At 55.8% G+C, this 17,786-nt stretch carries 19 protein-coding genes; 13 read left to right on the forward strand and 6 right to left on the reverse strand.

Annotated features, from left to right (window positions below; translation table 11 throughout):
* The first annotated feature begins 198 nt into the window (after positions 1-198).
* The 8 genes from mltA to ftsY all read left to right on the forward strand — a co-directional run bounded on the left by mltA (position 199) and on the right by ftsY (position 7,407).
* The gene (gene mltA, locus HMPREF9371_RS06030) at positions 199-1,509 is read left to right on the forward strand and encodes a murein transglycosylase A (RefSeq protein WP_009119095.1); all 1,311 of its coding nucleotides are present in this window, start codon (positions 199-201) and stop codon (positions 1,507-1,509) included.
* 268 nt (positions 1,510-1,777) lie between these two features.
* Entirely contained in the window at positions 1,778-2,098 is a 321-nt protein-coding gene (locus HMPREF9371_RS06035; protein ID WP_009119096.1) for a hypothetical protein, read from the forward strand.
* Positions 2,065-3,291 (forward strand): hypothetical protein, encoded by a 1,227-nt coding sequence (locus HMPREF9371_RS06040; protein ID WP_415752579.1) that lies wholly within the window; start codon positions 2,065-2,067, stop codon positions 3,289-3,291. The genes HMPREF9371_RS06035 and HMPREF9371_RS06040 overlap by 34 nt, the downstream gene beginning before the upstream one ends.
* 3 nt (positions 3,292-3,294) lie before the next feature.
* A complete protein-coding gene (locus tag HMPREF9371_RS06045; RefSeq protein ID WP_009119098.1) occupies positions 3,295-4,386 on the forward strand; it encodes a hypothetical protein in 1,092 nt (363 codons plus the stop codon).
* Between the two features lie 12 nt (positions 4,387-4,398).
* Positions 4,399-4,935: a GTP-binding protein gene (locus tag HMPREF9371_RS06050; protein WP_009119099.1), complete on the forward strand. Its 537-nt coding sequence runs from the start codon at positions 4,399-4,401 to the stop codon at positions 4,933-4,935.
* Between the two features lie 2 nt (positions 4,936-4,937).
* A complete protein-coding gene (locus tag HMPREF9371_RS06055; protein ID WP_009119100.1) occupies positions 4,938-5,597 on the forward strand; it encodes a roadblock/LC7 domain-containing protein in 660 nt (219 codons plus the stop codon).
* 26 nt (positions 5,598-5,623) lie between these two features.
* Complete coding sequence (locus HMPREF9371_RS06060) at positions 5,624-5,989, forward strand: roadblock/LC7 domain-containing protein (protein WP_009119101.1); 366 nt, start codon at positions 5,624-5,626, stop codon at positions 5,987-5,989.
* Between the two features lie 167 nt (positions 5,990-6,156).
* Complete coding sequence (ftsY, locus tag HMPREF9371_RS06065) at positions 6,157-7,407, forward strand: signal recognition particle-docking protein FtsY (protein WP_009119102.1); 1,251 nt, start codon at positions 6,157-6,159, stop codon at positions 7,405-7,407.
* A 43-nt stretch (positions 7,408-7,450) separates the two neighbouring features.
* On the opposite strand, the gene HMPREF9371_RS06070 is transcribed toward ftsY, so the two are convergent.
* On the reverse strand, positions 7,451-8,128 hold the full coding sequence (locus HMPREF9371_RS06070; RefSeq protein ID WP_009119103.1) for an alpha-ketoglutarate-dependent dioxygenase AlkB family protein: 678 nt from the start codon (positions 8,126-8,128) through the stop codon (positions 7,451-7,453).
* 58 nt (positions 8,129-8,186) lie between these two features.
* Entirely contained in the window at positions 8,187-9,182 is a 996-nt protein-coding gene (locus tag HMPREF9371_RS06075; RefSeq protein WP_009119104.1) for a PhoH family protein, read from the reverse strand.
* A gap of 230 nt (positions 9,183-9,412) precedes the next feature.
* Here HMPREF9371_RS06075 and HMPREF9371_RS06080 point away from each other — a divergent pair, with 230 nt between their 5' ends.
* From HMPREF9371_RS06080 to HMPREF9371_RS06090, 3 genes are all read left to right on the forward strand, one after another.
* Complete coding sequence (locus HMPREF9371_RS06080; RefSeq protein WP_009119105.1) at positions 9,413-10,492, forward strand: TAXI family TRAP transporter solute-binding subunit; 1,080 nt, start codon at positions 9,413-9,415, stop codon at positions 10,490-10,492.
* A 147-nt stretch (positions 10,493-10,639) separates the two neighbouring features.
* Positions 10,640-10,975: a DUF1850 domain-containing protein gene (locus HMPREF9371_RS06085; RefSeq protein WP_198003615.1), complete on the forward strand. Its 336-nt coding sequence runs from the start codon at positions 10,640-10,642 to the stop codon at positions 10,973-10,975.
* Positions 10,975-12,972: a TRAP transporter permease gene (locus tag HMPREF9371_RS06090; protein WP_009119107.1), complete on the forward strand. Its 1,998-nt coding sequence runs from the start codon at positions 10,975-10,977 to the stop codon at positions 12,970-12,972. The genes HMPREF9371_RS06085 and HMPREF9371_RS06090 overlap by 1 nt, the downstream gene beginning before the upstream one ends.
* Before the next feature lie 60 nt (positions 12,973-13,032).
* On the opposite strand, the gene HMPREF9371_RS12525 is transcribed toward HMPREF9371_RS06090, so the two are convergent.
* Positions 13,033-13,281: a hypothetical protein gene (locus tag HMPREF9371_RS12525; RefSeq protein ID WP_156786999.1), complete on the reverse strand. Its 249-nt coding sequence runs from the start codon at positions 13,279-13,281 to the stop codon at positions 13,033-13,035.
* 91 nt (positions 13,282-13,372) lie between these two features.
* Here HMPREF9371_RS12525 and HMPREF9371_RS06095 point away from each other — a divergent pair, with 91 nt between their 5' ends.
* Both HMPREF9371_RS06095 and HMPREF9371_RS06100 read left to right on the forward strand, forming a co-directional pair.
* On the forward strand, positions 13,373-14,365 hold the full coding sequence (locus HMPREF9371_RS06095) for a porin (protein ID WP_009119109.1): 993 nt from the start codon (positions 13,373-13,375) through the stop codon (positions 14,363-14,365).
* A 96-nt stretch (positions 14,366-14,461) separates the two neighbouring features.
* Positions 14,462-15,082 carry a 5-formyltetrahydrofolate cyclo-ligase gene (locus tag HMPREF9371_RS06100; RefSeq protein WP_040660272.1) on the forward strand — a complete coding sequence of 207 codons (621 nt, stop codon included), beginning with the start codon at positions 14,462-14,464 and terminating at the stop codon, positions 15,080-15,082.
* A gap of 246 nt (positions 15,083-15,328) precedes the next feature.
* Here HMPREF9371_RS06100 and uppS read toward each other — a convergent pair whose 3' ends face one another.
* The 3 genes from uppS to pyrH all read right to left on the reverse strand — a co-directional run bounded on the left by uppS (position 15,329) and on the right by pyrH (position 17,547).
* Positions 15,329-16,075, reverse strand: a complete 747-nt coding sequence (gene uppS / locus HMPREF9371_RS06105; RefSeq protein WP_009119111.1) for a polyprenyl diphosphate synthase — start codon at positions 16,073-16,075, stop codon at positions 15,329-15,331.
* Between the two features lie 128 nt (positions 16,076-16,203).
* Positions 16,204-16,761: a ribosome recycling factor gene (frr, locus tag HMPREF9371_RS06110; RefSeq protein ID WP_009119112.1), complete on the reverse strand. Its 558-nt coding sequence runs from the start codon at positions 16,759-16,761 to the stop codon at positions 16,204-16,206.
* A 72-nt stretch (positions 16,762-16,833) separates the two neighbouring features.
* Positions 16,834-17,547 carry a UMP kinase gene (pyrH, locus tag HMPREF9371_RS06115; protein WP_009119113.1) on the reverse strand — a complete coding sequence of 238 codons (714 nt, stop codon included), beginning with the start codon at positions 17,545-17,547 and terminating at the stop codon, positions 16,834-16,836.
* Positions 17,548-17,786: the final 239 nt, after the last annotated feature.

Raw genomic sequence — 17,786 nt, forward strand, 5'->3', positions numbered from 1 at the left:
ATGAAAGCAGGTGTTTGTGTAGTGTAAAAGGGTTTGCGGCCAGATGGATCGGGTGGTTAAATTCAGCGTTTGCGTGTCTGCCAGGCGGCAGAAAGTGTCGCGGCGCGCGGCGGCTTGCCGGGTGGATGCGGCGGCCTTGTGCAGTATATTGTTCAATATTTCAAAAATATAAAAATTTTTTAAAGTGTAATCGGAAGAATGGCAGCGAAATTTCTTTTTTCCCGTCAATCGGCAGCAGTTTTGCCGCTGGTGTGTTTGCTGGCGGCCTGTCCGTCGCAATATGTTCCGCCTGGCGCTTCCTTGCCGCCCGTGGTCGATGTGCCGGCGGGCCAAGCTTATGCGCCGGGGTATGTGCATCGGGTTTCAGGTAGCCCGGCGGCTTATAAGGCAGTGGCGTTCGGCGCATTGCCCCAATGGACGCAACAGGATTTTGCCGCCAGTTTGCAGGCGTTCCGCAAGAGCTGCGAGCGTTTGCAAAACCAGCCGCAATGGCAGGCCGTCTGCCGACAGGCGGCTGTCGTGCCCAACCAGTCGGCGGCGGCGAAAAGCTTTTTCGAGCGGTATTTTACGCCGTGGGAAGTGAGTCACAACGGTCAGCTCGGCGGCATGATTACCGGATATTACGAGCCGGTGCTGAAGGGCAGTGCAGTGGCTACTGCGCAGGCGAGGTTTCCGATTTACGGCCAACCTGCGGACTTGGTCAGTGTGCCGCTTAACGGACAGCGCCAAGGTGTGGTGCGGATCAGATTGACGGGCGGCAACAGCGGCCGAATCGCGCCCGACGGCGAATACACGGCCAATTTGGCCGAGTTTCCTTTGCAGGAGCGCAGCCGTGTCTTGAAAGGCCGGGTGGAAGGCAGCCGCTTTGTGCCGTACTTCACCCGTGCTCAAATCAACGGGGGCGCGCTCAACGGCCGCGCCCCCGTTCTGGCGTACGCTGAAGACCCGGTGGAGCTGTTCTTCCTGCATATTCAAGGTTCGGGCCGCATCCGCACGCCGGACGGCCGTTATATCCGTCTCGGCTTTGCCGACAAAAACGATTACCCCTATGTGTCGATCGGGCGCTATATGGCCGACCGCGGTTATTTGCCGTTGGCGCAAACCAGTATGCAGGGCATTCAGGCATGGTTGCGCAGCCACCCGGACCGTTTGGCCGAAGTGTTGGGGCAAAACCCGAGTTATGTGTTTTTCCGCGAGTTGCCGGCCGGCAACGATGGGCCGATCGGCTCTTTGGGTGTGCCGCTCACCGGCGGTTATTCCGGCGCGGTGGACCGCCGCTTTATTACCTTGGGTGCACCGATCTTTTTGGCGACCGCCCATCCGGAAACCGGTCATGCACTCAACCGCTTGATTATGGCTCAGGATACCGGCAGTGCGATCAACGGCGCGGTGCGGGTGGATTTTTTCTGGGGTTACGGCGACGAGGCGGGCCGGGTGGCCGGTAAGATGAAGCAGACCGGCTATGTGTGGCAGCTGTTGCCCAACGGCGTGTTGCCGAGTGCGGGGTGAGCTGGATTAAGTCAGTCGGCTGGTGTCGATGTCGACGATTGAACTATCTAGATTTTTATTGAAAATACTTAAATAAATTGTCCATCTTGGGAGGTAATCTGGTTTGCGGTCTGGCTGCGATCAGAGGTGAGCAAGACGGCGGTTTGATTTCAAACAAGTAAATCAGTATAGTTTGCCTGCTGTTTGGCTTTAACTTATTTTTGAATAAAGTGCGGTAGAGAGTAAAATGCGCAATTCGATTCAATCAAGATTCAGGAAGGAGGGCTAGATGGAGCCCATGATTCTTGTTCCCGTGCTGCTGGTGGTCTTGGGGGTGCTGATTGTGATGCAGCGTCGCCAAAAGCAAGCCGCTGCCGGCAAGCAGGACATTCAGAGTAAAAAAAGCCACCGACCGGGCGTGAAGACGGCCGGAGCAGCCGCTTCTCCTGCCAAGCGAGCGCCAGCTAGGCCTTCTACCTCTTTTGAAAAAATTGAAAAAGAGGAAAAAAAACAGTACCGCCAGTACAGGAAGATTGGGGCTGGGGGGCATCGTCAAACGAAGTGTTGGAGGGCGAGGTGTTGGCGGTTGCCCAAGAGGTGGATGCACTAACTGAATATAAAGTGTACAAACAGTTTGGCTACCATGAGAAAGCAGCCGAATCACTGGTCCATTATTTGCATTCCGAAGTGGACAACATCACAGATGGCGTGCGCAGTACCTTGGTGAATGAGTTGGTACAGCTGTGGCTGGATGCGAAGAAACCCGATAGCTTGGGGGAAACCTTGAGTGAATTTTCGGAGATGTTGACCAAAACCCAGTTGGAGGACTACATCAAGCAAGGTTTGGCTATTGATAAAAACAACCTGAATTTGCGTGTGCTGGCGGAAGAAAAGCTGGGCTGGGGTGTGCAGCAGACTGCTGCACAGATTGGCGAAAAGAGCGGCTTGGATGCCAATCAGAGCAAAGGCAGCCGTTTCGTCCGGCGCAAAGAAGCGGAGGTGCGGGCAGAGCCAGCCGCTGCGGTTATCCGCCCGCGTAAGGATTTGGTAACCAATCCCGAACAGCCCAATCATTTATTGGTGCGCGATGAAGAAAAAACTGCACTGATGGGCTTTATGAAGCCTGAATTGGGTTACCGCCTGATGAAAGACCGTTTGGCTTATGATGCAGCGGTCGGCTATGCCAACAAAGCCATCCGCCAGGCAGACAAGCCGGCTGCATTGATTATCGATGCGCTGAGTCTGGATTATAAAAACCGTAATATTGAACATTTTGCCCAACATTTGTGGCGCCTGTACTACACCTTAGGTCAATATGGCCGCCAGGTGAAGGAGCGTATGTTGGGCTGGGGTTTGAATTTGGGGGATCACGAGATCTTTTCCCAATTAGAAGCCAATCCAAATGAAGCCCAGCTGCGCGATATCGGTATTGAACACGGTTTTTTGGAACGCGGCACCAGTATCAATAAAGCGCATCGCAAAGCATTGATTCAAATCAGAACCGATTCGGTGGGGGTGCTTCAATCTCCGGCTGAAAAAGCATTGAAGGATGTCGAATCTTTGCTGATGTACGGTCAGTTGGACGAGGCGATGACGGTATTGGAAGATTCCATTATCCAATATCCTGATGAATCGCAACTGTATATTACCCTGTTCGATATTTGTGAGCGGGCAGAGGAGTGGGCGCGTTTGGAGCAGGTGTTGCACAAGATCCGTGCCAATGTCCAAAACCCTCCGGAAGAGGTGGTATTGGCCATGAGCCAGTTGCTGCAAAAGATCAATTATGGCTCTGTTCGGGCATAATCCATGGATAACAATAATACAATTCCCAAAGTCAAGACGGTTCATATCATGCTATTGGGCATGGATGACCGCCAATATGCCATGTTCCGTATGGCGTTCAAAATGCACGGTACCACCAATTACGAGCTGGTAACCGAAGAGCAGGGTATTCCGCCGCAGCTGGTGTTGGTGGATGCCGATCATGCGCCCGAAGCATGGGCAAAGGCAAAAGAGCGGTTTGTCCAAGCCAAGGTGGTTTATTTCTCGGCCACCCCGCCGCAGACAACTGCCCCTTATCTGGCCAAACCGATCAAATTCGACACCCTGTTTGTCAATCTGAAAAACCTGCAGCAAGGCAACGGTATCTGGATTGCGCGCACCGGTACACCGGTGGCTGAAGCGCTGGTGGCCGTACCTGTAGCTGCGACTGTAAAAACAGAATCTCCCCAAAGGATTGAGCATTTTGATCCCAACGAAGGCTTGCTGGGCGCAGTGAAAAAAGCCAGCCGGCAGGAGAGTGATGTGGCGGTGCTGCATGGCGGCAAACCTGTATTGCTGGTATTCCCTTCTATACAGAAAGTATTGCTGACGGCTGACTCCGCAGCGTTGAAGGCCTTGTGTGAACAGAAGTTTGTCGATTTGAGCGTACGGCCGGTGGCAGAAGAGCACTTGAAAAACAAGGCTAAATTGTCGGTGCAAGCTTGCTTATGGCAGCTGGCGGTTTGGACCGGTAACGGACGTTTGCCTCAAGGCATTGATGCCCATACGGTTTTCAAAGTAAAAAGCTGGCCGAATCTGACCCGTCTGGCTCCCTTGGCCGAGTCTATGCGGCTGTCGGCTTTCCTGACCAAAACATCAGGTAGCCTGACTATGCTGCACCGTTTGATGTCGATAGACAGCAAAGACTTGGCCGATTACCTGACTGCAACCTATGTAACCGGTTACCTGGCGGTGGATACTCATTCTACTGCGGCGCATGCCCATACCGCTGCTGCCGGCACTACCCAGCCTGCCGCTTCTGCTGCAGGCGCACAACAGACAGAGGCCAAACCGGCAGAAGTGCCGAAACAGCGCGGCTTGCTGCAACGATTAATGAATAAAATTATTGGCCGATAAGGGAATAACATAATGGCAGAAAACAAGATTATTTTTACAGGTCCCGTAGGGGTAGGTAAAACGACAGCGATTGCTGCTTTGTCTGACGATCCGCCCATCAAAACCGATGCGCGTGCCTCAGACATGACCACTTCCATGAAAAGCCACACCACCGTGGCCATGGATTACGGTGTAATCAATTTGGACGAAAACACCAAAGTCCATCTTTACGGCACGCCGGGCCAAGAACGTTTCGATTTTATGTGGGACATCCTCAGCCAAGGTAGCATGGGTTTGGTGCTGTTGTTGGACAACACCCGTGCCCATCCCTTAAAAGACCTGAAATTCTTCCTCGATTCTTTTCAGGATCTGTTGAAAACTGCCCCGGTTGTGGTGGGCGTGACCAAGATGGACTTGAAAGCCTCTCCCGAAGTGGAGGTGTACCAAAAATACTTGGCTCAACACAATATGAACGTACCGGTATTCGAAGTGGATGCCCGTAATGAAAACGATGTCAAACAGCTGGTAACCGCCATGCTGTATTCAATCGATCCCGGTTTAGAGGTGTGAGTATGGATTCCACATTGCTGCTGCAACCCAATTTATATCCCAAGGTGACCCCGGCGGGCGCCTATTATGCGGTATCCAACAAAGGCCAAAGCGCCAGCCGCACTTTGTTGGGCGGCATTTTGCAGGCGGGAGAAGAAGAAACCGTCAGCCAGGAAAACGTGATGCGTTGGGCGCAGACCGATGATTTGGATGCCGCCCTCAACCTGCTGTACCGCATGCAGCGTTTGGAGTTTCTCTACGGCGAAGACGAGCCCGAGCAGAAAACCGATTTGCTGAGCGGCACCGGCCTGCCCAACATTCTGATGCACTTGTCCGACGTACAGAAAGCACTGCTGGTGGATCAAGATGGTTTTTATTTCTCCAGCTCCGGTTTCAACCACGAAGCGGCCGAAGAAATTGCCGTGTTGGCCAGCGAAGCCGTGCGCCTGTATGAGCGCCACAGCCTGCTGATTAAAAACAACCTCAATATCTACCACAACGCCGTGGGTATTTGCGATCCGTCCGGTCAGAGCGAGTTGTCTTTCTTCCCGCTCTATATCGGCGACTTGAAATTCATTCTGGTAACGGGCGGCGTGCCGCAGCTGCATAAAGACGAGTTCGTCTCTTTGGTGCGCGCCTTATATCAAATTGTTGATTCCGCAGCGCAAGCGGACACTTTCTAAAATCAATTTATCGGGAAATCAAAAATATGCAACAACAACTCGTTTCTTCCGTCTTGAGCGACCTGCACAGCTCCTCAGTCGACATCACCGCCTCTGCCGTCATTTCCAGCGACGGCCTGCCCATCGCTTCCCTGCTGCAATCCAATATCGACCCCGACCGCGTTGGCGCCATGTCTGCCGCCCTGCTGGCTTTGGGCAACCGCACCACCAAAGAATTGAAATGCGGCGAGCTGGAGCAAGTGATCGTGAAGGGTAACGACGGTTATATTCTGCTCATCCAAGCCGGCGAAGACACGGTTTTGGTGGTAACTGCCCGCGAAAGCGCCAAACTGGGCCTGATTCTACTGGATGCCCGCCGCGCCGCCCGCAGCATCCTCGATTTGGAAGCCTAATCGCAAACGAACGCTTCCCGCTGAATGTGCCGCCGGGCATGGGCAGTCGGAATAGAGGCTACCTGAAAGACAAACGGCCCGGCCGTTGTTTTTCAGGTAGCCTTTGATATTGGAAAACCCTGCTACAATACCGCCCGTTTTGAAGCGAATGATTGACGGAAAATACCATGTTCGGACTATTCAAGAAAAAGAAAAAACCGGAAGAGCCGGCCTCATTGCCTGTTGAAGAAGCTGCTACCCGGCCGGCCGAGCCGGCTGCTGAAACCGAGGCAGCACCTGAAGCGGTGTCTGCCGATGAAGTGCAGCCCCAGCCGGTAACGCAAAGCGAGGCGCCGGAACAGGAGCAGATGCCCGTATCGGCAGAACCTGCCGAGGCCGATTTATCCGACTCTGCCGATGAGCCGGCAGCCGTCCCCCCGGCTGCTGCCGCCCAGCCGGCAGCACAACCTGAGCCTACTCTGCCGGCCACCACAGCTGAAAAAGCAACGGCGGCAGAACCCGCCCCCGCTTTAGGCTGGGCGGCCCGCTTGAAACAGGGATTGAGCAAATCGCGCAACCAAATGGCCAAATCGCTGGCCGGCGTGTTCGGCGGCGGCCAGATTGACGAAGACCTGTATGAAGAGCTGGAAACCGTGCTGCTCACCGCCGATATGGGCATCGAGGCCACCGAGCAGCTGATGGCCGAAGTGCGTAAACGGGTGAGTCTGCGCGGCCTGAAAGACGGGCAGGAACTGCGCAGCGCCCTGAAAGAAGCGATTTACGATTTGATCAAACCGCTGGAAGCCCCCTTGAGGCTACCTGAAAGCGGCGGGCCGTTTGTCATCATGCTGGCCGGCATCAACGGCGCGGGCAAAACCACCTCCATCGGCAAACTGGCCAAATATTTCCAATCGCAAGGCAAATCCGTGCTGCTGGCTGCAGGAGATACCTTTCGCGCCGCCGCCCGCGAGCAGCTTCAGGAGTGGGGCGCGCGCAACGGCGTTACCGTGATCTCCCAAGCCTCGGGCGATTCTGCCGCCGTGTGTTTCGATGCGGTAGAGGCAGCCAAGGCGCGCGGCATCGATATCGTGTTGGCCGACACCGCCGGCCGCCTGCCCACCCAATTGCACTTGATGGAAGAAATCAAAAAAGTGAAGCGGGTACTGCAAAAATCCATGCCCGAGGCGCCGCACGAAATCATTGTGGTATTGGATGCCAATATCGGCCAAAACGCGGTCAATCAAGTGATTGCTTTCGACGAAGCCTTAGGTTTGACTGGCCTAATTGTGACCAAGCTCGACGGCACCGCCAAAGGCGGCGTGCTGGCGGCCTTGGCCAGCCGCCGGCCGGTGCCGGTGCGCTACATCGGCGTGGGCGAGGGCATCGACGATTTGCGCCCCTTCCATGCACGCGATTTTGTGGATGCGCTGTTGGATTGAGACGGTGTGAAACCCCAATGTGGAAAGGCTACCTGAAAGCATTTCAGGTAGCCTTTTTGTGGTGGTGCCGGCGGGCTCGACCTGCCGGCCCCGCATGGTTGGCGAGTATGGTGCGGAACGTCAGGTTGATGCGGGGCTGCTTGACGGCGTTATTTTTCAGCAGCGCGTGTTGCCAGTATTGCTGGGTGGTGCCGTACATCAGCAGCAGTTGCCCGTGCGCCAGCGGCAGAATGCGTTTTTCTTGCGTCTGTTTGTGGCGGAAGGCGAAGCGGCGGGTGGCGCCGAAGCTGAGTGAAGCGATGACCGGGCCGAGTTCGGCTTCGTCGTCGCTGTGCCAAGTCATCCCTTGCCGACCGTCGGCATAGAGGTTGAGCAGGCAGCTGTTGAAGTGCGCCTTGCAGACAGCGGCGGCGTGCGCTTCAACCCGCTGTTTGATTTCGAGCAGCAAGGGCGTCCATGGCCGGGCGGCACGGGCGATGCCGGAATAGGTGTAAAGCAGGCCGTTGTCGCCGTACCAGGCGGTTTGGCGGGCGGTGGTGAGGGTTTTGCCGTAGAGCCGCACTTGGTCGTGTTGCCAAGGGGTGTCTTGTAACAGGCTGTGCAGGTAATGGTCGGCTTCGGCGGCGGCAAACGGACTGCCGAGCAGGCGGACTTCGCCGTCGTAGGGCAGAAGATTGTGTTCAGGTAGCCCGAGGTCGGGAAATAAGGTAGGCGGGATCATTAGAAAGTACTTGCAGGGCGTGCGTTTTGCCGCTGGTTACATAGCTTGGCCAAGCGCATCAGTGCGACCTGCGTTCCTCGTTTCGCTCCTTGTCTGCTGCTTCGCTTTCGGCGGCATCGTAGGCATCGACGATTTTCTGCACCAAGGGGTGGCGCACCACGTCTTCGCTGGTGAAGGTGTGGAAATACAGCCCTTCGATGCCGGCCAGTTTTTCTTTGGCGTCTTTGAGGCCGGATTTGATGTTGCGCGGCAGGTCGATTTGGCTCAAATCGCCGGTAATCACGGCTTTGGCGCCGAAGCCGATGCGGGTGAGGAACATCTTCATTTGTTCGGGCGTGGTGTTTTGCGCTTCGTCCAGAATCACATAGGCGCCGTTGAGGGTGCGGCCGCGCATATAGGCCAAGGGGGCGATTTCGATGAGGCCTTTTTCCAACAGCTTGGTGACACGATCGAAGCCCATCAGGTCGTACAGGGCGTCGTAAAGCGGGCGCAGATAAGGATCGACTTTTTGCGCCAAGTCGCCGGGCAGAAAGCCGAGCTTTTCGCCGGCTTCCACCGCCGGCCGCACCAAAACAATGCGCTCGACCTGGTGTTTTTCGATGGCATCCACCGCAGCGGCCACGGCCAAATAGGTTTTGCCGGTGCCGGCCGGGCCGAGGCCGAAGACCACGTCGTGATTAAGCAGGGCACGGATGTAGCCGTTTTGGCGCGGGGTGCGGCCGCTGAGGTTGCCGCGGCGGGTGCGGAAGTGGTATTGGTGGTTGGCGTCGGTTTGCGGCTGAAAGGCGCTATCGGCGGTTTGCGCTTCCACGGCGGCCAGGCGGATGTCGTTGTCGTCCAAATCGCGGCTTTGTGCCAGTTCCGCCAGTGCGAGCAGGGCACGGCGGCCGGCATGGGCGGCTTCGCCGAGAAAGGTGAAATGTTCGAAACGGCGGCTCACTTGCAGGTTTAGGGCGCGGCCGAGAGTGGCGAGGTGGCTGTCGAGCGGGCCGCACAGGCGTTGCAGCACGGTGTTGTCGATGTCTTCAAATTGCAGGCGGACAGTATGGCTCATAAATGGTGGGGGGTTCCGTAAAAATAGAGTAGGCTACCTGAAAAGGCGGCCGGCTAATCAAATGGCTTGGTTAGGGAAGTCATTATAAGGTAAGGGCTAAAATTTTTCCTGTGTGCCATACCTCGTAAAGACAGTTGCGCTGGCAGTTAATTTCCGTTAATTTGACGGGTTATGCGGATGTGCTGCGCATTCTATATTTCTTTTTTACGACTTCATTTCGGAGATATGCCATGAAAAACACTTCTTCCAAACTGATTATGCTGGCATTGGCTGCTGCATTGGCAGCTTGTGGCGGAGACAATGCCGCCAAACCCGCCGCAAGCAGTGATGCGGCACCCCAGCAAGAGCAGGCGGCACAAAACGGCCTGCAGACCAAATTCGTGACCGTGGGCACCGGCGGCGCTTCCGGCCCCTACAACATCATCGGCACCGCTTTGAGCGAGCTGTATGCGCAAAAATTCGGCGTGAACGCCAAAACCCAAACCACCGGCGCTTCGGTAGAAAACCTGAATCTGCTGGCCCAAAACAAACTGGAAATGGCCTTTGTGATGAGCGATGCTTTGAGCGACGCAATCAACGGCCAGGGCAGCTTCAGCCGTAAAGTGGAAAATGTGGAGCAAATCGCCGCGCTGTACCCGAACTATGTGCAAATCGTCACTTCCGCCTCTTCCGGCATCAAATCGATTGAAGATTTGCGCGGTAAACGGGTGGCCGTGGGCGCACAAGGTTCCGGCGTTGAGTTGGCTACCCGTGCCCTGCTGAACGGCTTCGGCATCAACTACACCGACATCAAAGTGGATTACTTGGGTTATGCCGAAGCGGCGGATGCCTTGAAAGCCGGCAAGCTGGATGCGGCCTTCCTCACCAGCGGCTTGCCCAACTCTTCTTTGATGGAACTGCAACAAGGCTTCGATCTGCAGCTGGTGGCCGTACCGGCCGACAAGCTGGCAGAAATTGCCCAAACCACGCCGTTCTTCAACGCCATGCCGATTCCGAAAGGCACTTATAATAATGCCGAAGACATCCCCACCGCCGCCATTTTCAATGCCTTGGTGGTGCGCAAAGACATGAGCGAAGAAGACGTTTACCAGCTCACCAAAGCGCTGTTTGAGAATCTGGACAAATTGCAAACCGCCCACCAGGCTGCCAAAGGCATCAGTGTTGAAGGTGCGCAAAAAGGTTTGGTGGCGCCTTTGCATGCCGGTGCCAAGCGCTATTATGACGAAGTGGGCGCGGTAGCGGCTCCGGCAGCCCCGGCGGCGTCTGAAGCTGCTGCGGTGCCGGCTTCCGCTGCATCCGCCGCCCAATAAATGGCAACAGGCTACCTGAAAAAGGTAGGGCAAGGCGCAACTTGGCTTGCGCCTTGTTTCTGTCTGTGGCTTTTGTGGCAGCCGCAGGAAAAAATTGTGCTGCAAGCAGAGACGCTGCGCTGTGTGTGGCCGCACCCGGAATTTGTCTTGAAGTGGCGCCACTCGGTAGAAAAGCAGTATTGGCAGGAAGCTTATGTGTTGGAGAACGGCAGCCTGCATCTGCGCCATACGTATATTCAGGCTTTCGGAGCGGGCGTGCCGGTTTCAGGTAGCCCGATACCGGCGCCGCCGGGTTACGTCGGCCTGAGCAGCGAAGTGCGGCTGCCTGAAATCAATTGGATGGTGTCGCGCAATATGCAGGGCGAGATGCGGCTGGGTCAGCGGGTGCTGCCGCTTTACCGCATGCTGCCGGATTACACGGCGGTCAACATTGCTCCGGTCCGTCAAAGCCGGCTGCAATGGTTTTTTGAAAAGGATTGTTGATGAACCATGAACAAGAAGCTGCGGCCAAGTCGCAGGAAATTTTGGAAAAATACGACCGCGAGTCGGTTACGCGGAATCCGCAGAGCAAGGCCGTGCGCACTTTGATTGCGGTGATTGCCGTGGCCTATTCGCTGTTCCATCTTTATATTACCTTCAACCCTTTGCCCGAATTGGTGCAGCGATCGGTGCACGTTGCCGTGGGCGTGGCGCTGATTTTTCTGATTTATCCGCCCGCCAAGCGCAGCAGCCGCAAGCAGGTGGCTTGGTATGACTGGCTGTGGGTGTTGGCCGCTTTTTCCAGCGCAGGCTACCTGATTTGGCAGTACCAAGACATCGTTACCGTGCGCGGCGGTATTCCGAACCAAATGGACATTGTGTTTTCCATGATTACCGTGGCCGTGGTGTTGGAAAGCACCCGCCGCATCACCGGCTGGATTCTGCCGATTTTCGCCTTGGTATTTTTGGCCTATCCCTTCATCAGCCACATGGGCTTTATGCCTGACCGGCTGCTCACCCGCCCTTACGATTTGGGCGACATTTTCGGCCAGCTTTATCTGAAAACCGAAGGTTTGTATTCCTCAGCCATCGGCGCTTCGGTGACCTTCATTTTCCTGTTTATCCTGTTCGGCGCTTTTTTGGCGCGCTCCGGCATGGGCCAGCTGTTTAACGATCTGGCGCTGGCACTGGCCGGACACAAACAGGGTGGCCCGGCCAAGGTGGCGGTGATTTCCAGCGGCTTTATGGGCAGCATCAACGGCGCGGCAGTGGCCAATGTGGTCGGCACCGGTGCGTTTACCATTCCTTTGATGAAAAAAATCGGCTACCACAAAAACTTTGCCGGCGCGGTGGAAGCCAGTGCATCGGTGGGCGGCCAGATTCTGCCGCCGATTATGGGTGCCTCTGCGTTCATTATGGCCGAAACCACCGGCGTATCTTACGGCACCATCGCCTTGGCCGCCCTGCTGCCCGCTTTGTTGTATTACCTCGGCGTGATTGCCCAAGTCCATTTCCGTGCCGGCAGCCGCGATTTGAAAGGCATTCCGAAGGCCGACTTGCCGCGCGTGAAAGAAGTGTTGAAAGCCCGCGGCCACATGCTTCTGCCGATTGTGGCGCTGGTGTGGATGCTGGCCGAATCGGTGCCGGTGGGCTATGCCGCCGCCTACACCATCGGCATTACCGTCGCCATCAGCATGTTGCGCCCGGAAACCCGTATGGGCGTGAGCGACATCATCGGCGCCTTGGCCGACGGCGCCAAACAATCCCTGTCTGTGATGGCGGCCTGTGCCATGGTGGGTGTGGTCATCGGCGTGGTCAACCTCACCAGCTTCGGCACGGTGATGACTTCTTCCATCGTGACCCTGGGCGCAGGCTCCCTGTTTCTCACCCTGGTGCTGACCATGTTGGCCTCCATGGTGTTGGGCATGGGCTTGCCCTCGATTCCGGCCTACATCATCACCGCGACCATGGCCGCCCCCGCACTGGCCGGTTTTGACGTGCCGGTATTGGTGGCGCATATGTTTGTGTTCTATTTCGGCATCTTCGCCAACATCACTCCGCCGGTGGCCTTGGCCGCTTTTGCCGGCGCAGGCATTGCCGGCGGCGATCCGATGAAAACCGGCTTCCAGTCGCTCAAGCTCGCCTTGGCCGGTTTTATCGTACCGTTTATGTTTGTGTACAACCCGAACATGATGATGATCGATGTCACCAACGCCGCCGTTACCGCCAAAACCTTCCCCTTGCCGGCTTGGCATGTGATCGCCATGGTAACGGTGACTTCCATCATGGGTGTGCTGGCCTTGTCTGCGGCAGTGGAAGGCTACTTCAAAACCCATATTCCGATGTGGCAGCGTATCGTGATGGCCGTCGGCGCATTCTGTCTGATCGTGCCGGAAACCCTGACCGACATCATCGGTTTGGTGGTGGCGGGCGCCATGCTGCTGCTCAACTGGCGTATGGCCGTGCGTACGAAACCAGCACAGATGGAATCTGCGCCTTAAGCCTTAAACAGACCGGATGCCCCAAGGGGCTACCTGAAAAGCAGGGTTTCATGAAGAAATTTAGCTTTCAGGTAGCCTTTTTCCTTTTGCAGGCAGGCGAGAGACGAGGGACAGACTGCTTGGAGTTGGCAAAAAAGCAACAAATTGATCGAGCCGTACATGATTTTCTGTTAATTTGTAAAATTCATTATCATTCATAATGTTAAATTCATTTTGTGGTAGAAAATCTACAAGTGCTGCACGGTTTGTATGGCCGGGGTGCGGATTAAATTTGTTTTTTTGCAGTCCAGCAATTATATTACGCCCCATGAAATCGCTAACGCGGCGATGACGTGAATAACTTGAAGAACAAGCAGCTTCTTTGAGTTTGTTTTTTTAGACTAAGAAAAGGAATGCAGCAATGAAAAAAACCCTGATTGCATTGGCATTGGTTTCCTTGCCGGTTGCCGCTTCAGCTGAAGTAATTTTGTACGGTGCCGTTAAAGCCGGTGTTGAATACGAAAACAACTCTGGTCGTGTCGCTTCCGGCCACAAAGAAAAAGCCTTCCAAATCGTTGACTACGGTACCCGTATCGGCTTCAAAGGCTCTGAAGATTTGGGCAACGGCCTGAAAGCCATTTGGCAAATCGAAACCAAAGCCAGCGTAGGTAGCGGCGAAGTTGGTTTTGACGGTCGTGATTCTTTCATCGGCTTGGAAGGCGGCTTCGGTACCGTTCGCGCCGGTTATGTTAGCTCTCCGCTGCGTGAAGCAGTAATAGCCCAAGACAACTGGGAATACAAGAGCGACATCTTGGGTTTGGATCGTTACACCCGTTTCGGTAAACGCCACACCAGTATCAACTACACCTCTCCCAACTGGGGCGGTTTCGAGCTGATGGCGCAATATACCCCGGGTAACAATGCAAATCCGGCAGCAAGCCCCAAGAATGACAGTCAGCCTGTATACGGATTGGGCTTGGGTTACAACAACAGCGGTTTCTTTGCCCGTTATGCAGTAGAATACCAAGATTACCGCAGCGGTCAGAAAGACACTCATATCCACAACCTGAGTGGTGGTTATGATGCCAATAATCTGTATGTGGGCTTGGGCCTGCAATATGCCCGTAATGTTGATGGCCTGACTAACAGTGATGTTGGTACTGATAAAACCAGCGAAATCCAACTGTCTGGCGCTTACACCTTCGGCGCAGTTACTCCGAAACTGACTGCTGCCTACGGTAAAGCCAGCACCAGCGGCGAGCGCTACACTCAAGTAGTAGCCGGTGCCGATTACGCCTTCTCCCGCCGCACCACCGGTTTGGTGTCTTTGGGCTGGTTGCGTGAAAAAGCTACTTCTAATGACGCTAGTGCCAAATCTTGGGCAGTGGGTACCGGTATCGTACACAAATTCTAATGTGTTGATCACGGCTTAAAAAAGGGCTTGCCTTCGGGCAGGCCCTTTTTGTGTACGGAGTTTATGGCATGAAACTGTTTGCCGATGGGAGGTGAGATGATCCAACACAAGGCTTTGCTGCGGCAGCAATTGCGGCAGGCGAGAAAGCGTCTGCCGCCGGCCAAACGCAGACAAGCTGAACGGCGCGTGGCGAATCTGCTGAAAGGCTACCTGAAACGGGGTAAGCGTTGGGGGGTATATTGGCCGGTTGGTAGTGAATTGCGTTTGGACGGTTTGCTGCAGGCCGCGCGGCGGCGCGGTGTGCAGCTGTATCTGCCCTATATTGAAGCCGGGGCATTGCGCCTTTGGTTTACCCCCTATCCCGAACACGCTATTGCCGAACGCAAGCGGCATAAACAACCGGCCATTCCGCAGTTTCCGGGCAAAAAAATCCGTGCCCACCGCCTGCATCTGATGTTGATTCCTTTGGTGGGCGTGGATACGCGAGGCTGCCGCTTGGGGCAGGGCGGCGGCTATTATGACGTCACTTTGGCGGCCGTGCGCGGGCGTTTGCCGCCTTTAAAAATAGGAGTGGGCTTCGCCTGCCAGCAAGTGGAGCGTCTGCCTGCAGAGCAGCATGATATGCGCTTGGATATTTGGGTCAGCGAACTCGGGCGTCAAGATTTTCGCGGAAGAGGCCGACATCATCATGCTTCGACCGGGGAGCGTGCTTCATAAGCCATGGCCGCTGTTTTGCCCGGGAAACCGCTACACCAAAGCGAGCTAAGCGGCGGGCTCGCATAGCGCTGAGACTTTTGCAATACCATCTGGGGCGTATTTCTGCGTTATGCGTTTATGCCTGGGGGCGCCGCTTGCTCGCTTATCTGATATATCTTTTACGAGGGAGTGCTGAGCGTTCACGCTGCTTGCGCTGTGGTATCTTGAACGGCATCCTCTAAGGTTTATGCAAAGATTCGGGTTGTATCAAGAGCGTTGCAGTTCCGGCGGCAGCTGCTCGCTGGTGCGGCCGAAGCGGCGTTCGCGTTTTTGGAAAGATTGTACTGCTTTGTCGAGTTCGGCGGCGTCGAAGTCCGGCCACAAGACATCGGTAAAATACAGTTCGGCATAGGCCATCTGCCACAGCATGAAGTTGCTGATGCGGGTTTCGCCGCCGGTGCGGATAAAGAGGTCGGGTTCCGGCGCTTCGGCCAGCATCAGGCGGGCGGCCAAATCGGTCTCGGTGATTTCGGTTTTGCCTTCCCGTATCAATTGGTTGGTGGCCTGCAAGATGTCCCAACGGCCGCCGTAGTCGGCGGCTACGGTGAGGGTTAGGCCGGTGTTGGCGGCGGTCAGCGCCTCGGCGGCTTCGATGCCGGCGATGATCTCGGGGGAGAAGCGGCTGCGGCTGCCGATCACTTTCAAGCGCATATTGTTTTGGTGCATTTTCTCCGCCTCCACTTTGAGCGCGCGCATAAACAGCTTCATCAAAAACGATACTTCGTCTTCGGGGCGGCGCCAGTTTTCGGTGGAGAAGGCGAATACGGTGAGGTAGGCCACGCCCAATTCGGAGCAGCGGGCGGCCATGGTTTCCAGCGTTCCCACGCCGTGCTTGTGCCCGAGCACGCGGGGCAGGAAGCGTTTTTTCGCCCAACGGCCGTTGCCGTCCATCACCACGCAGATGTGGCGGGGAGTGGCGGTGGGAGAGGGGATGGTTTGGGTGCTGCTGCTCATGGCGGGCTCCTCTCGGGGCGGTTGGGGCAGTGGAGTAAGACAAGGGCTACCTGAAAGCCTTTTATTTGGCGTTTTCAGGTAGCCTGAACGGAAGGAGGGGGCACCGGAGGGTCGGTTTCACCGGCGGCTTAAATGGCCATCAGGTCTTCTTCTTTGGCGGCCAGCATTTTGTCAACTTCCGCAATGTATTTGTCGGTCAGTTTTTGCACGGCTTCTTCGCTGCGGCGGGCATCGTCTTCGGGCACTTCTTTGTCTTTCAACAATTTTTTAATGTGGTCGTTGGCGTCGCGGCGCACGTTGCGGATGGCCACGCGGCCGTCTTCGGCTTCTGCGCGCACCACTTTGATCAGGTCTTTGCGGCGCTCTTCAGTGAGCATGGGCATCGGTACGCGGATCACGTCGCCCATGGCGGCGGGGTTGAGGCCGAGGTTGGAGTCGCGGATGGCTTTTTCCACCGCGGCGGCCATATTGCTTTCGTACACTTTGACACCGATGGTGCGCGCGTCGAGCAGGGTCACGTTGGCCACTTGGCTCACGGGCACGGGGCTGCCGTAGTACTCCACTTCCACTTGGTCCAACAGGCCGGTGTGGGCGCGGCCGGTGCGCACTTTGGCCAGGTTTTCGCGCAATACTTCCAGCGAGCGCTGCATTTTGCTGTCGGCTTGTTTTTGGATGTCATTCAGCATGGGATTTCCTTTGGATTATGATCAATGATTGTTTTTCGGTTTCAGGTAGCCTGAGGGCGGGCGGCGGCCAAATTAAATGTGTACCAGGGTGCCTTCGTCTTCGCCCGTTACCACGCGCTTGAGGGCGCCTTCTTTGGCGATGCCGAAGACGACGATGTTGAGCTTGCGTTCGCGGCAGAGGGCGAATGCAGTGGCGTCCATCACTTTCAGGTTTTTGATGATGGCTTCGTCGAAGGTAATGGTTTGGTAGCGGGTGGCGGCCGGGTCTTTTTTCGGGTCTGCGGTATAGACGCCGTCCACATTGGTGGCTTTGAGCATGATGTCGCAGTTCATTTCGGCACCGCGCAGGGCGGCGGCGGTGTCGGTGGTGAAGAAGGGGTTGCCGGTGCCGGCGGCGAAGATGACCACTTTGCCTTCTTCCAGATATTGAATGGCTTTGGGCCGCGCGTAGGTTTCGGCAATCTGCTGCATGGAGAGGGCCGATTGCACGCGGGCGGGTTGGCCTAGGCTTTCAAAAGCGTCTTTGAGAGCCAGTGCGTTCATGACGGTGGCCATCATGCCCATGTAGTCGGCCGTGGCGCGGTCCATGCTGCCCGCTTGGGCGGATACGCCGCGGAAAATGTTGCCGCCGCCGACCACTACGCCCACCTGCACGCCCATGTCGGCGATTTCTTTCACCTGGCCGACAATTTCCATGATGGTGTCGCGGTTGATGCCGAAGGGGTCGTTGCCCATCAGCGCTTCGCCGGAGAGTTTCAGCAGGATACGTTTGTATTTTACGGACATGGCGGCCTCTCTGTTTCGGATACTCAAACGGCGGCTATTATACGCGCTTTCCAAGCGGCTGTTGGCGCTATTTTGGCAGGAGAAAGGCTACCTGAAAGGCTTTCAGGTAGCCTGAGACCTTTGCAAAACACCCCCAAATCCTCTACATTCCCCACATCCAGCCCAAGGAATGCAGAGGATTTGCTTCATGAGCAGCTTTTTACACACCGACGCCCTCCACCACATCGAAAAACATCTCG

It is taken from the genome of Neisseria shayeganii 871 (assembly GCF_000226875.1).
Taxonomy (GTDB): domain Bacteria; phylum Pseudomonadota; class Gammaproteobacteria; order Burkholderiales; family Neisseriaceae; genus Eikenella; species Eikenella shayeganii.